The sequence below is a fragment of the Leifsonia sp. Soil_N53 genome (genome assembly GCF_057655165.1).
Genome location: NZ_JBDGMM010000060.1, coordinates 14,118 through 27,682, shown reverse-complemented (window position 1 = coordinate 27,682; position 13,565 = coordinate 14,118). Strand labels below are relative to the sequence as shown.

The window sequence follows — 13,565 nt, the reverse complement described above, 5'->3', positions numbered from 1 at the left end:
GCGCCGGGCGCTCAGCTGCCGGGAGTCGGCGACGGGGTCGGTGAGAACGGCTGCGGACGCAGCGGCAGGTCGGCGACCTTGAGGATGCGCACCGCCGTCACGGTGGAGCCGGAGCGGGCGCCGATGACGATCACGTCGTCGCCCACCGCGAAATCGGAGGCCTGCTGGGCCTGGCCCGGCGCGCCGTACCCGGTCGACGACGAGGTGTCGACGGTGAGGGAGGCGCCGCGCTGCGTCTCGATGGTCCAGGTCGAGCCGGAGATCGCGGTCACGGTGCCGCGCACGACACCCTTGGCGATCGGGCCCTCGTCCTGACGCCCGTTGCTCTGGCCATTGCCGTTGCTCTGACCTCCGTTGCCGTTTCCCTTGCCGTTCTGGCCGGGGAGTCCGGGCGCTCCCGGCTTCATGTGCACCGGACCGTGGCCGCCGTCGTGCAGGAGCCGGGACAGCGGCGACCCGGCATGGAAGAGGATCGAGCCGACCGCGAACGCTCCGGCGCCCGCGATGCCGAACAGCAGGACGACCGCGAGGACCAGGGTCGAGATGGCGAACGCCAGCCCGTGGCGCTTGTAGAACGGCTCCCCCACCGGTTGCGCGGGCCCGCGGTACTGCGAGCTGGAGGGCGCATGGGGGTCAGCCGGCGCCGGCTGCTGCGGCGGCACGCCCGGCTGCTGCGGATGCAGCGGCTCCGTGGGCTGGTTCTCGTCCATGCTCACAAGAACACCTGATCGAACCGTAATCCGGCTGAGCGCCGGTTATGGCTTCGATGTGAACTCATGCCGGCTCGACCAGCACGGAGCGCAGCTTCGCCAGCTCCAGCTCGTCCAGCCCGGTGGCGAGCAGATACTCGCGGACGCCGCCGAACCGGCGCTCGATCGTGTCGAGCGCCTCCTCCAGGGCCTCCGGCGGGCTGCCGCCGAGGATGACGCGCAGGTCGGGCGTGACCTCCACGCCGTGGTTGCGCACCAGTTCGATCATCCCGTCGAGCCACGGGCCGCGCAGGTTGGCCTGCGTGGCCGCGTAGTCCGCGAGGACCAGCTCGCGCTCCACGCCGACGGCGAGCAGCGCGAGGGCCACGACGATACCGGTGCGGTCCTTGCCGGCCGTACAGTGGACGACCACGGCCTCGTCGCCGGTGTCGGCCACCTCGCGCAGCGCGGTCACGACCACGTCGCCGTGCTGCAGCAGGATCTTCTCGTAGAGGCCGACCAGCGTGACGCCGATCGTCGACTGTGATGCGCCGGAACCCTCGAACACCGGGAGGTGGAGGCGCTGGAGGCCGAGCCCGTCCACGTCGTCCGGCATCACCGAGACCTCGAAGTCGTCGCGGAGGTCGATGACGACGCGCACGTCGAGCTCGCGCAGGGTCTGCCGTCCCGCCTCGCCGAGGCGCGCCAGGCCGTCGGAGCGGAACAGCTTGCCCCGGCGCACGGCGCCCTCCGGCACCGGATAGCCGCCGACGTCGCGGAAGTTGTACGTGCCGTTCACCGGGATGCGCTCGGCGACGACCCCCGTCATGCCGGAGCCTCCGCCTGGTCGTTGGTGCTCATGTGCTCATCCTGCCACCCGGCGCCGACAGCGCGCCGAGCGGGCGCCGTCACTCGCCGAGATGACGCCTGCTGGACATCGCGCGTTCGGCTTCGCGGTTGTCCTGGCGCTCGCGCAGAGCCTGGCGCTTGTCGTACTCGCGCTTGCCCTTGGCGACTGCGATCTCCACCTTGGCGCGGCCGTCGTTGAAGTAGATCTGCAGCGGGACGATCGTGTAGCCGCCTTGCTTGACCTTGTTCTCGATCTTGACGATCTGCGCCTTGTGCAGCAGGAGCTTGCGCTTGCGCCGCGGGGCGTGGTTGTTCCAGGTGCCGTCGAGGTACTCGGGGATGTGCACGGCATCGAGCCAGGCCTCCCCGCCGTCGACGAACGCGTAGCCGTCGACCAGCGAGGCCCGCCCCTCGCGCAGCGACTTCACCTCGGTTCCGGTGAGCACGAGGCCCGCCTCGTAGGTGTCCTCGATGGTGTAGTCGTGGCGCGCTCGGCGATTGGTGGCCACGACCTTCTGGCCACGTTCCCTGGGCACAGCGTCTCCTGACGTCGAAGATGGTGCTGCCCGGCACGTCGCCGGGCAGCAGACCAGTCTATAGCGTCAAACCCTCAGGTACCGCTTGATCGCGAAGTTTGCGGACGCCGCGGCGAGCACGACGCCGACGACGATCAGCAACGGGATCACCAGCCAGCCCTGATCCATCCCGACGAAGTTGATCGACGGGATCTTCGGGCCGAGGAAGCCGCGCACGAAGTACTGCACCAGCAGCCAGATCACCACGCAGCTCAGGATCGACCCGATCAGCGCGGCGATCACGCCCTCGATGATGAACGGGGTCTGGATGAAGCGGTTGGACGCGCCGACCAGGCGCATGATCCCGATCTCCCTGCGCCGCGAGAACGCGGACAGCCGGATCGTGGTCGCGATCAGCAGCACCGCGGCGACGAGCATCAGGATGGCGATGCCGATGGCGGTGAGGCTGGCGGCGTTGAGGATGTTGAAGATCTGGTCGAGGTAGCTGCGCTGGTCGACCACGCTCTGCACGCCGGGCGAGCTGGACAGCGTCTCGGTCAGAACGTCCGAGCGGTTCGGGTCCTTGAGGTTCACCCAGAACGTCTGCGGGATCATGTCCGGCGTGACGTAGTCGGCGATCTGGTTGCCCTTGAACTGCTGCTTGAACTGCTCGTAGCCCTGCTTCTGGTCCTGGAAGTAGAACTTCTGGATGTAGGGCGCGATTTCGGGCGACTGCAGCTGCTTCTTGACGGCCTCCACCGACTGCGCGGTCGCGGCGCCGCCCGGGCAGTTGTCGGTCTCGGTGCACAGGTAGACGGCGACCTGGGCGCGGTCGTACCAGTACGTCTTCATCTGCGCGATCTGCAGCTGGAGCAGCGCGGCGGTGCCGACGAAGGTCAGCGAAATGAAGGTGACGAGCACGACGGAGACGACCATCGAGAGGTTGCGGCGCAGGCCGTTGCCGACCTCGGACCAGATGAGCCCGAATCTCATTTCGTGGGCCCCACATTCTGTTCGCCGTCGCGGTCGGACGCATCGCGCAGCCCGCTCAGGTCGAGGTTGGCGGTGAAGTTCAGGTGGTCCGGGAGGTCCTCGCCGCCGGCCGATGTCGGCACGGCGGACGCGGGAACGGCCACTGGCACGGGAGCGGGCACGGCCGGGGCCGGAGCCGGAGCCTGCTGAGCAGGCGAGGGCGGGGCAGGCGGCTGGTATGACGGAATCGGCTGCACCGGCCCGGTCGCGCCGACCGGCACGGGTCCGGTGGGGTTCGCGACCGGTGCGTGCGGGCGAGTCATCGGCTCGGACGGCGCAGGAGCAGCCGCAGCGGCCGACACCGGCACGGCCGGGAACGGAGCGGCGGCGGGAGCCTGAGCGGTAGGAGCCTCGAGCCCTCCCGCCGTCGGTCGCGGCAGCGGGATGGCCGACGTGACGCCGTAGCCGCCGTGACGCTCGTCGCGGACGATCTGGCCGCCGACCAGCTCGATCACGCGCTGCTTCATCTGGTCGACGATCGCCGCCTCGTGCGTCGCCATCAGCACCGTCGTGCCGCCCGCGTTGATCTGCGCGAGCACCGACATGATCCCGGCGCTGGTCGCCGGGTCGAGGTTTCCGGTCGGCTCGTCGGCGAGGAGGATCTGCGGCTTGTTGACGACCGCTCGCGCGATCGCGACGCGCTGCTGCTCACCGCCGGAGAGCTCGTGCGGCAGGCGCTGCGCCTTGCCGTCGAGCCCGACCATCGCCAGCACGTCCGGCACGGCCTCCTGGATGAAGCCCCGGGACTTGCCGATCACCTGGAGCGTGAACGCCACGTTCTGGAAGACCGTCTTGTTCGGCAGGAGCCGGAAGTCCTGGAAGACCACGCCGATGTTCCGGCGGAAGTAGGGGACCTTGCGCGAGGAGATCGTCCCGAGGTCCTGGCCCAGGACGTGGATGGCGCCCTTGGACGGCCGCTCCTCCTTGAGGATCAGCCGGAGGCAGCTCGACTTACCCGAGCCGGACGCGCCGACCAGGAAGACGAACTCGCCGCGCAGCACTTCGAGGTTGATGCCGTTCAGTGCTGGGCGCGTTGTTCCCGAGTACTGCTTGGATACGTGTTCGAACCGGATCATGACTGTTAGAGACTAAGCAACACTTCTGCGATCCACAGTAGCGACATGCCCGTGGGCCGCAACCCTGACAGTCCCCGGCGCACACGCTGTGCGCGGTCGGTGACCGGCGGTCAGTCCTCGTCCTTGGCGCCCGCGCGCCAGCGGATGCCCGCGGCGATGAAGCCGTCCAGGTCGCCGTCGAACACCGACGCCGGGTTGCCGGACTCGTAGCCGGTGCGCAGGTCCTTCACCAGCTGCTGTCCGTAGAGGAAGTAGGAGCGCATCTGATCGCCCCAGCTCGCGGTGATGGTCCCGGCGAGCTCCTTCTTCTTCGCGGCCTCCTCCTCCTTCTGGAGCAGGAGCAGGCGGGTCTGCAGCACGCGCATCGCGGCCGCGCGGTTCTGGATCTGCGACTTCTCGTTCTGCATCGACACGACGATGCCGGTCGGGAGGTGCGTGATGCGGACCGCGGAGTCGGTCGTGTTGACCGACTGGCCGCCGGGGCCGGAGGAGCGGAACACGTCGACGCGGATGTCGCCCTCTGGGACCTCGACCGCCGTGGCCTCCTCCATCAGCGGGATGACCTCCACCGCTGCGAAGGACGTCTGCCGCTTGTCCGCCGAGCCGAACGGGCTGATCCGGGCGAGCCGGTGCGTGCCGGCCTCCACCGAGAGCGTGCCGAACGCGTAGGGGGTGTCGACCTCGAAGGTCGCCGACTTGATGCCGGCGCCCTCGGCGTAGGAGGTGTCCATGACCTTGACCGGGTACTTGTGCTGCTCCGCCCAGCGCAGGTACATGCGCATCAGCATCTCGGCGAAGTCGGTGGCGTCGTCGCCGCCGGCGCCCGAGCGGATCGTGACGATCGCCGAGCGCTCGTCGTACTCGCCGCTCAGCAGCGTCTGCACCTCCAGGTCGCCCAGGGTCTTCTGCAGCGACCCGAGCTCCGCGCGCGCCTCGGCGGCGGACTCCTCGTCGTCGCCCTCGTTGGCGAGCTCGACGAGGACCTCGAGGTCGTCGAGGCGCTGCTCCACCGAGGTGATGCGCCCGAGCTCCGCCTGACGGTGGCTGAGGGCGCTGGTGACCTTCTGCGCGTTCGCCGTGTCGTCCCAGAGGTCCGGAGCACCGGCCTTCTCGCTGAGGTCGGCGATGTCGGCGCGGAGCCTGTCCACGTTCACGACCGCGACGATGTCGGCGAGGGTCGAGCGGAGCTCCGCGATCTGCGGGGAGAGGTCGAGTTCAATCATGGCGTCCTCCAGCCTACCGGCTGCCCTCGGCGGCGAGACCTGCGCGCGACAGTTGTAATGTGTTAAGCAAATGACTTCCGACGAGCGCCCGTTCTCCTTCCGCTCCGTCGCACTCGCCGCGTTCCTCCCGACGCTGCTCTTCTCCATCGGAGAGGGTGCGATCATCCCGATCATCCCGATCGCCGCAGGCAACCTCGGCGCGACGCTGGCGATGGCCGGGTTCATCGCGTCGATGCTCATGCTCGGCGAGCTCGCCGGCGACATCCCGAGCGGCTGGCTCGTGTCGCGGATCGGCGAGCGCACGGCCATGATCGGCGCCGCTGCGGTCGCCGTCGCGGGCGTCGTCGTCTGCCTGCTCGCGCCGAACTACTGGGTGCTCATGGTGGGCATCTTCGTGGTCGGGCTGGCCACCGCCGTCTTCGCCCTGGCGCGGCACGCGTTCATGACCAGCTACGTCCCCGCGCGCTTCCGCGCTCGCGCGCTCTCCACGCTCGGCGGCGTCTTCCGGGCCGGCTGGTTCGTCGGGCCGCTCATCGCCTCCATCGTGATCGCGGCCACCGGGTCGACGCAGTCGGTCTTCTGGATCTTCATCGTGAGCTGCCTCGGCTCGGTGATCGTCCTCCTCGTGCTTCCGGACCCCGAGAAGATGTTCGGCCAGGCTCCGACCTCCCCCGGGCACGACGGAGCGCCGCTGACCGCCGGCGAGGAGGAGGCCGAGGAGCGCACCCGCGGGCTCTTCGCGACGATCTGGTCCTTCCGCGGCGTGCTGGTGCGGATGGGGTCGGGTATCTCCCTCGTCGCGGCCGTCCGCTCGGCGCGCACCGTCCTGATGCCGCTGTGGGCGGTCTCGATCGGGCTGAGCGAGGCGAACACCGCGCTGATCATCGGCATCGCCGGAGCGGTCGACTTCGGGCTGTTCTACGCCAGCGGCCAGCTCATGGACCGGTTCGGCCGGATGTGGAGCGTCGTGCCCTCCATGCTCGGCCTCGGCATCGGCTTCCTCGTGCTGTCCGTCAGCCACGACCTGCCGGGCACCGTGGTGTGGTACGTGGGCGTCTCGCTGTTCCTCGCGTTCGCGAACGGCATCGGGTCGGGCATCATCATGACCCTCGGCGCCGACCTCGCCCCCAAGGAGAAGCCCGCCGCGTTCCTCGGCGCGTGGCGGTTCACCGGCGACGCCGGCCAGGCCGCGGCCCCGCTCGTCGTCTCGCTGCTGACCGCGCTGGTGTCGATCGCGTTCGCGAGCGGGGTGATGGGTGTGCTCGGCCTGATCGGCGCCGGGCTGCTGGCCCGCTTCATCCCCCGCTACGTCCCGCGCCGCGCCGCTCCGCCCGCCGCCCCGCCGGAGGCCGCGACGGAATAGGCTCGGCCCCGCCGCGGTTCCCATTCGATGCAAACGCATCGACCTGGTGCGCACGCGACGAGCAGGAGGACGGGCATGGCCGCGAAGCTGGAGATCGGGATCGACACGTTCGGCGACATCACGCTGGACGCGGACGGGACGCCGCTCCCGCACGCGCAGGTGCTGCGCAACGTCGTGGCGGAGGGCGTGCAGGCCGACCAGGCCGGGCTGGACTTCATCGGCATCGGCGAGCACCACCGCAAGGACTTCTCGGTGGCCGCTCTGGAGGTCGTTCTCGCAGCGATCGCGGGCCAGACCGAGCGCATCCACCTCGGCTCGGCGGTCACCGTGCTGAGCTCGGACGACCCGGTGCGCGTGTTCCAGCGCTTCGCCACGCTCGACGGCGTGTCGAACGGCCGCGCGGAGGTCATCCTCGGGCGCGGATCGTTCATCGAGTCGTTCCCGCTGTTCGGCTTCGATCTGGCGCAGTACGAGGAGCTCTTCGACGAGAAGCTCGACCTGTTCGCCGCCGTCCGGCAGCAGGAGCCGGTGACCTGGAGCGGCACGCTGCGGCCGCCGCTCACCGAGCAGTCCGTCTACCCGCCCGTCGAGCACGGCCTCCTGAAGACCTGGATCGGCGTCGGCGGCAGCCCGGAGTCCGTGGTCCGCGCCGCGCGCTACGGCCTCCCGCTCATGGTCGCGATCATCGGCGGCGGCCCGATGCGGTTCCAGCCGCTGACCGAGCTCTACCGCACGGCGCTGGAGCAGTTCGGCCAGGACACCGCCCTGCCGATCGGGGTGCACTCCCCCGGCTTCGTCGCCGAGACCGACCAGGAGGCCAAGGACCTGCTCTGGCCGCACTGGGAGGCCATGACCAACCGGATCGGTCGCGAGCGCGGCTGGCCGCCGGCCACGCGTGCGCGCTTCGAGCACGAGGCGGCGGAGGACGGCGCGCTGGTCGTCGGCTCGCCGGAGACCGTCGCGCAGAAGATCGCGTACGCCGCACAGGGCCTCGGCCTGACCCGCTTCGACGTCAAGCTCAGCAACGGCACCCTCGGCCACGAGCACATCATGCGCGCCATCGACCTCCTCGGCCGCGAGGTCGCGCCGCGCGTGGATGAGCTATTGTCGTAGCCGCGCGCAGCGCGACCGCGGGAGTGGTGAAACTGGCAGACACGCAGGATTTAGGTTCCTGTGCTTCACGGCGTGAGGGTTCGAGTCCCTTCTCCCGCACCGCATCGTCCGCCCATGGGATGACCATGGGCGGCATTCAGTGGGCCCACAGGGTGAGGTTCGGGCCCAGTGCCGGGATTCGCACGGTTCATGGAGGTTGCGCCCACTAAACTCGGGGCTGAATCCGCCACCCGAGCCGACCCGGAGCCCGGGCGGCCACGAACCCTGGAGACACGTGATCCACGCCGGCCTCATTCCCTGGCTCGACCCGCACACGATCATCAGCGCCGCGGGCCCCTGGGCTCTGCTGGTGGTCTGCGGCATCGTGTTCGCCGAGACCGGCCTGCTGGTCGGCTTCCTGCTTCCGGGTGACACCCTGCTGGTGATCTCCGGCCTGCTGACCCACACCGCCCTCGTGTTCGGCGTCGACATCTGGTGGGTGTGCCTGGCCATCGCGTTCGCCGCGTTCCTCGGCGGCGAGGTCGGCTATCTGATCGGCCACAAGGCCGGGCCGCGCGTGTTCGAACGCAAGGAGACCGGGCTGTTCAGCATGGAGAACGTGCGGCGCACCAATGCGTTCTTCGACCGGTTCGGCGCGCTCGCGGTCATCCTGGCCCGGTTCGTCCCGATCGTCCGCACCTTCGCCCCGGTCGCCGCCGGCGTCGGGCACATGAACTACAAGAAGTACTCGCTCTACAACGCGATCGGCGCGCTGATCTGGGGCGCGGGCCTCACCCTGTTCGGCTACGTGATCGGGTACATCCCGCCGGTCGCGACGTTCGTGTCCAACTACATCGACGTCATCCTGATCGGAGCGGTGGTCGTCACCCTCATCCCGACGCTGTTCCACTATTTCCAGTCGCTGCGCAAGGCCAAGCGGAAGCGCCTGGAGGCCGCCGCGAACGCCGAGGCCACCACACCCGACCCGCACCCGACCCCGGACATCTGACCCCGAGGGTCCCGCCGCCGGGTGCGTCTGCTCGTCAGCGGTGGAACTCGTCCTCGTGGGCGGCATGCTCGGCCGGTTCGAGCTGGAACGTCGAGTGCTCGACGTCGAAGTGCTTCGCCAGGCAGCCGGAGAGCTCGTCCAGGAGCTCCCCGGTCGCGCCGGAGCGGAAGACCCCGGCGTCGACCACCACGTGCGCTGTGAACACCGGCGCACCCGAGGTGATCGCCCAGACATGCACGTCGTGCACGGCGACCACGCCGGGGGTGCCGAGGATGTGGTCGCGGATCTCGGCCACGTCGGTGTCCGCCGGGGCCGACTCGCTGAGCACCCGGACGACGTCGCGCAGCAGCAGCACGGCGCGCGGGACGATGAAGGCCGCGATCAGCAGCGACGCGATCGCGTCGGCCGGGGCGAAGCCGGTGAACATGATCACCAGCGCCGCGACGATGACGGTCAGCGAGCCGATCAGGTCGCCGAACACCTCCAGGTACGCGCCGCGCATGTTGATCGAGTGGCCGGCGGCGGGACGCAGCAGCAGCAGCGCGCCGAGGTTCGCGACCAGGCCGATCACAGCCACGACGAGCATCGGCCCGGACTGGACCTCCGTCTCCCCCGTCACGAGCCGGCCGATCGCGCCGACGGTCACGAACACCGCGACCACGACGAGGATCAGCCCGTTGATGAGCGCACCGAAGACCTCGGCCCTGCGGTAGCCGAACGTCTGCCGGTCCGTCGGCGGCCGCGCCGCGACGATCGTCGCCATGAGTGCGACGACCAGGCCGGTCAGATCGCTCAGCATGTGCCCGGCGTCCGCCAGCAGGGCGAGCGAACCGCTCAGCCACGCGCCCACGACCTGGACGACGAAGACCGCGGCGACGATCCCGATGGCGATCAGGAGCCGGTTGCGGTTGGCCGAGTGGCCGTGGTCGTGACTCATGGTTCTTCTACGGTATGTCGAAGTCGAGCGGGCACGCCAGCGCTGCCGCTAGATAGGAATGAGTGCCGTTCTCATTCTCACCACAGCTCCTCAGCGCGCGCCGGCGACCAGCTCGCGCAGTGCGGGGACGATGGCGGTGAAGGCCCGCGCTCGGTGGCTCTCGGCGTTCTTGACCTCGGGACCGAGCTCCGCCGCCGTGGCGTCGTGCCCGGCCGGGACGAAGATCGGGTCGTAGCCGTGGCCGTGCTCGCCGCGCGCCTCGTGCGCGATGCTGCCGGGCCAGATCCCCGCCACGACGCTCTCCTGGCCGTCCGGCGACACCAGTGCCAGCGTCGCGGTGAAGTGGGCTGCGCGCGAACCGTCCGGGAGGTCGGCGAGCTGATCGAGCAGCAGCCTGAGGTTGGCCTGCGCGTCACCGTGCCTTCCGGCCCAGCGCGCCGAGAAGATCCCCGGCGCACCGCCCATCGCGTCCACGCAGATGCCGGAGTCGTCGGCGAGGGCGGGGAGCCCGGTGTGCGCCGCGGCGGCCCGCGCCTTGATCAGCGCGTTCGCCTCGAACGTCAGGCCGTCCTCGACCGGCTCGGGACCGTCGTAGCCGACGATCTCCAGGCCCGGGACGGCGTCGCCGAGGATCTGCTGGAACTCGCGCGCCTTATGCGCGTTGTGCGTGGCGAGGACGACGCGGACCATCAGCCCTCGATGCCGAGCGCGGACGACTCGAGCGCGGCGCGCTGCACCTCGGCCAGCTCGGTCGTGCCGCCGAGCGCCAGGTCGAGCAGCGCGTTCAGCTCGCTGCGGTCGAAGGGCGCGCCCTCCGCCGTGCCCTGCACCTCCACGAACAGGCCGCGGCCCGTCACGACCACGTTCATGTCGGTCTCGGCGCGGACATCCTCGACGTACGCAAGGTCCAGCATCGGCGAGCCGTCGATGATGCCGACGGAGACCGCGGACACCGAGTCGATCAGCGGCGTGGCCTTCTGGCCGATGAAGCGGTGCTGCCGGCCCCACTCCAGCGCGTCGGCGAGGGCGACGTACGCGCCGGTGATCGCGGCGGTGCGGGTGCCGCCGTCCGCCTGGAGCACGTCGCAGTCGATGACGATGGTGTTCTCGCCGAGCGCCTTCATGTCGACCACCGCGCGCAGGCTGCGGCCGATCAGGCGGCTGATCTCGTGCGTGCGGCCGCCGATCCGGCCCTTCACGGACTCCCGGTCCATGCGCTCGTTCGTGGAGCGCGGCAGCATGGCGTACTCGGCCGTGACCCAGCCCTTGCCCTTGCCCGTCATCCAGCGCGGGACGCCGTTCGTGAAGGACGCCGTGCAGAGCACGCGGGTGTTGCCGAACGAGACGAGCGCGGAACCCTCGGCCTGGCGGCTCCAGCCGCGCTCGATCGTGACCGGCCGGAGCTGGTCGGGGGTGCGGCCGTCGGCGCGGGTGGTGTCGGTCACGGTTCTCTCCTCGAGGTGGGGGCGTTGGCGATTGATGTGCGCTGGGCTGGCGGCGGGCCGGGCTCAGAGCGGGAGGTCGATGACGCCGGTCTGCACCAGGTCGACCCGGGAGACCTCCGGGCCGATGAACCGGTGCGCCAGGCGCAGGAAGTAGTCGGCATCCAGACCGGTGGCCTCGTAGCGGATCGTGGGCGGGGTGGTCTCCCGGCGCTCCAGGCCGCCGCTCACGAGCGTGCGGTAGACGTCCTTGGCGGTCTCGGTGTCGCTGGAGACGAGGGAGACGCCCTCGCCCATGACGTAGGAGATGGCGCCCTTCAGGAACGGGTAGTGCGTGCAGCCGAGGACGAGCGTGTCCACGTCCGCCTCGCGCAGCGGCTCCAGGTACTCGGCCGTGACGCGCAGCACCTCCTCGCCGCTGGTGATCCCGGCCTCCACGAACTCGACGAACCGCGGGCAGGCCTGTGTGAACAGCTCCAGCGACGGCGCGGCGGCGAAGGCGTCCTCGTAGGCGCGGGAGGCGATCGTGCCCGCCGTGCCGATGACGCCGACGCGTCCCGTCCTGGTCGCGGACACGGCGCGGCGCACGGCCGGCTGGATGACCTCGATCACCGGCACCGAGTAGCGCTCGCGGGCATCGCGCAGCATCGCGGACGACGCCGTGTTGCAGGCGATCACGATCAGCTTGACGCCCTGGTCGACCAGGAAGTCGAGGACCTCCAGCGAATAGCGCCGCACGTCCGCGATCGACTTCGGGCCGTAGGGCGAGTGCGCCGTGTCGCCGACGTACAGCAGCGACTCGTTCGGAAGCTGGTCGCGGATGGCCCGCGCGACGGTGAGCCCGCCGACCCCCGAGTCGAAGATCCCAATCGGCGCATCCGTCACAGCAGTCCAGCCTACCCGCCCGCGCCGTCGCTAAGGTGGGAGCCGTGACCGAGTCCTCCGCGCTCCTGACCGACCGCTACGAGCTCACGATGCTCGACGCCGCGCTGCTGCGGGGCACCCACGATCGGGAGAGCGTGTTCGAGGCCTTCACCCGGCGCCTGCCCGCCGGCCGACGCTACGGCGTCATCGCCGGCACCGGGCGCCTGCTGGAGCTGATCGAGCGCTTCCGGTTCGGCGATGCCGAGCTGGACTACCTGCGCGACAACGCGGTGGTGCGGCAGGAGACGCTCGACTGGCTCGCCGACTTCCGGTTCTCCGGCACGATACGCGGCTACCGGGAGGGCGAGGTCTTCTTCCCCGGCTCGCCGTTCCTGATCGTCGATGCGCCGTTCGCCGAGGGGGTCATCCTGGAGACCCTCATCCTCAGCGTCTTCAACTACGACTCGGCGGTGGCGTCCGCCGCCGCGCGCATGGTCACGGCGGCCGTGGGCCGCCCGCTCGCCGAAATGGGCTCGCGCCGCGCGAACGAGCGCAGCGCCGTCGCGGCGGCGCGCGCCGCGTACATCGCGGGGTTCGGCGCGACCTCCAACCTGGAGGCGGGCCGCACCTGGGGCGTGCCGACCATGGGGACGGCGGCGCACGCGTTCACCCTGCTGCACGACAGCGAGGAGGACGCCTTCCGGGCGCAGGTCGCCGCCCTCGGCCCCGGCACGACGCTGCTGGTCGATACCTTCGACGTGGAGCGCGCGATCGAGACGGCGGTCCGGGTCGCCGGACCGGAGCTCGGCGCCGTCCGTCTCGACTCGGGCGACCTCCCGAAGCTCGTGCGGAAGGTGCGCGACCAGCTCGACCGGCTCGGCGCGACCCGCACGCGGATCACGGTGACCAACGACCTCGACGAGTTCACCATCGCAGCGCTGTCGTCCTCGCCCGTCGACTCGTACGGCGTCGGGACCGCCGTCGTCACCGGCTCGGGCTCGCCCGCCTCCGGGATGGTCTACAAGCTCGTCGCGCACCGCGACGACGCCGGGGAGTGGGTGCCCGTGGCCAAGAAGTCGGACGGCAAGCCGAGCATCCCGGGCCGCAAGCACCCGGTCCGCCGGCTCGACGCGTCCGGGCGCGCGGTCGCGGAGGTCGTGCACATCGTGGAGTCCGGCGACGTGCCGGACGACACCGGTCGCGACCTCCTCGTCCCGCTGATCACGGACGGCGAGCTCCACCGCGAGCACCTCGGCGCAGCGGGCACCAAGCAGGCTCGTGAGCACCGTGCGAGCGCCATGAAGGAGCTGCCGGACGAGGCGTTCCGGCTGAGCCGGGGCGACCCCGTCCTGCCGACGATCTTCGGCTGAGCGCGCGGCCTACTCGTCGCGCAGCTTCTCGTAGATCTCCTTGCAGGTGGGGCAGACCGGGAACTTCTCCGGGTCGCGCCCCGGGGTCCACATGAGGCGACGGC

General features: G+C 70.4%; 14 protein-coding genes, 1 tRNA gene and 1 pseudogene. 5 read left to right on the top strand and 11 right to left on the bottom strand.

The genetic code is table 11. The features are described 5' to 3' along the window. Positions 1-11 precede the first annotated feature (11 nt). From AC3A3H_RS10460 to prfB, 6 genes are all read right to left on the bottom strand, one after another. Positions 12-710: a DUF5666 domain-containing protein gene (locus AC3A3H_RS10460; RefSeq protein ID WP_487614500.1), complete on the bottom strand. Its 699-nt coding sequence runs from the start codon at positions 708-710 to the stop codon at positions 12-14. A 64-nt stretch (positions 711-774) separates the two neighbouring features. Then, positions 775-1,518: a tyrosine-protein phosphatase gene (locus AC3A3H_RS10455; RefSeq protein WP_487614499.1), complete on the bottom strand. Its 744-nt coding sequence runs from the start codon at positions 1,516-1,518 to the stop codon at positions 775-777. A gap of 79 nt (positions 1,519-1,597) precedes the next feature. After that, complete coding sequence (smpB, locus tag AC3A3H_RS10450) at positions 1,598-2,074, bottom strand: SsrA-binding protein SmpB (RefSeq protein WP_487614498.1); 477 nt, start codon at positions 2,072-2,074, stop codon at positions 1,598-1,600. Between the two features lie 66 nt (positions 2,075-2,140). Then, positions 2,141-3,046 carry a permease-like cell division protein FtsX gene (ftsX, locus tag AC3A3H_RS10445; RefSeq protein WP_487614497.1) on the bottom strand — a complete coding sequence of 302 codons (906 nt, stop codon included), beginning with the start codon at positions 3,044-3,046 and terminating at the stop codon, positions 2,141-2,143. Beyond that, on the bottom strand, positions 3,043-4,161 hold the full coding sequence (ftsE, locus tag AC3A3H_RS10440; protein WP_487614496.1) for a cell division ATP-binding protein FtsE: 1,119 nt from the start codon (positions 4,159-4,161) through the stop codon (positions 3,043-3,045). Before ftsE ends, ftsX begins: the two co-directional genes overlap by 4 nt. Positions 4,162-4,271: 110 nt before the next feature. Beyond that, entirely contained in the window at positions 4,272-5,384 is a 1,113-nt protein-coding gene (prfB, locus tag AC3A3H_RS10435) for a peptide chain release factor 2 (RefSeq protein WP_487614495.1), read from the bottom strand. Between the two features lie 70 nt (positions 5,385-5,454). Here prfB and AC3A3H_RS10430 point away from each other — a divergent pair, with 70 nt between their 5' ends. From AC3A3H_RS10430 to AC3A3H_RS10415, 4 genes are all read left to right on the top strand, one after another. Then, positions 5,455-6,747, top strand: coding sequence for an MFS transporter (locus AC3A3H_RS10430; protein ID WP_487614494.1), 1,293 nt, complete (start codon positions 5,455-5,457; stop codon positions 6,745-6,747). 75 nt (positions 6,748-6,822) lie between these two features. Next, a complete protein-coding gene (locus AC3A3H_RS10425; protein ID WP_487614493.1) occupies positions 6,823-7,860 on the top strand; it encodes an LLM class flavin-dependent oxidoreductase in 1,038 nt (345 codons plus the stop codon). A 17-nt stretch (positions 7,861-7,877) separates the two neighbouring features. Further along, a tRNA-Leu gene (locus tag AC3A3H_RS10420) sits at positions 7,878-7,959 on the top strand. 178 nt (positions 7,960-8,137) lie between these two features. Beyond that, positions 8,138-8,848 carry a DedA family protein gene (locus AC3A3H_RS10415; protein ID WP_487614608.1) on the top strand — a complete coding sequence of 237 codons (711 nt, stop codon included), beginning with the start codon at positions 8,138-8,140 and terminating at the stop codon, positions 8,846-8,848. Positions 8,849-8,882: 34 nt separating this feature from the next. Here AC3A3H_RS10415 and AC3A3H_RS10410 read toward each other — a convergent pair whose 3' ends face one another. The 4 genes from AC3A3H_RS10410 to murI form a co-directional block, all read right to left on the bottom strand. Then, the gene (locus AC3A3H_RS10410; RefSeq protein ID WP_487614492.1) at positions 8,883-9,785 is read right to left on the bottom strand and encodes a cation diffusion facilitator family transporter; all 903 of its coding nucleotides are present in this window, start codon (positions 9,783-9,785) and stop codon (positions 8,883-8,885) included. A 90-nt stretch (positions 9,786-9,875) separates the two neighbouring features. Continuing rightward, positions 9,876-10,475: an RdgB/HAM1 family non-canonical purine NTP pyrophosphatase gene (rdgB, locus tag AC3A3H_RS10405; protein ID WP_487614491.1), complete on the bottom strand. Its 600-nt coding sequence runs from the start codon at positions 10,473-10,475 to the stop codon at positions 9,876-9,878. Beyond that, a complete protein-coding gene (gene rph / locus AC3A3H_RS10400) occupies positions 10,475-11,230 on the bottom strand; it encodes a ribonuclease PH (protein ID WP_487614490.1) in 756 nt (251 codons plus the stop codon). The genes rdgB and rph overlap by 1 nt, the downstream gene beginning before the upstream one ends. 63 nt (positions 11,231-11,293) lie before the next feature. Continuing rightward, positions 11,294-12,112, bottom strand: a complete 819-nt coding sequence (gene murI, locus AC3A3H_RS10395) for a glutamate racemase (RefSeq protein ID WP_487614489.1) — start codon at positions 12,110-12,112, stop codon at positions 11,294-11,296. Positions 12,113-12,156: 44 nt separating this feature from the next. Here murI and AC3A3H_RS10390 point away from each other — a divergent pair, with 44 nt between their 5' ends. Then, positions 12,157-13,461, top strand: coding sequence for a nicotinate phosphoribosyltransferase (locus AC3A3H_RS10390; RefSeq protein ID WP_487614488.1), 1,305 nt, complete (start codon positions 12,157-12,159; stop codon positions 13,459-13,461). Between the two features lie 9 nt (positions 13,462-13,470). Here the strand turns inward: AC3A3H_RS10390 and AC3A3H_RS10385 are convergent. Beyond that, positions 13,471-13,554, bottom strand: a pseudogene (locus AC3A3H_RS10385) (DUF3039 domain-containing protein); the annotation flags it as partial. Between the last annotated feature and the right edge of the window lie 11 nt (positions 13,555-13,565).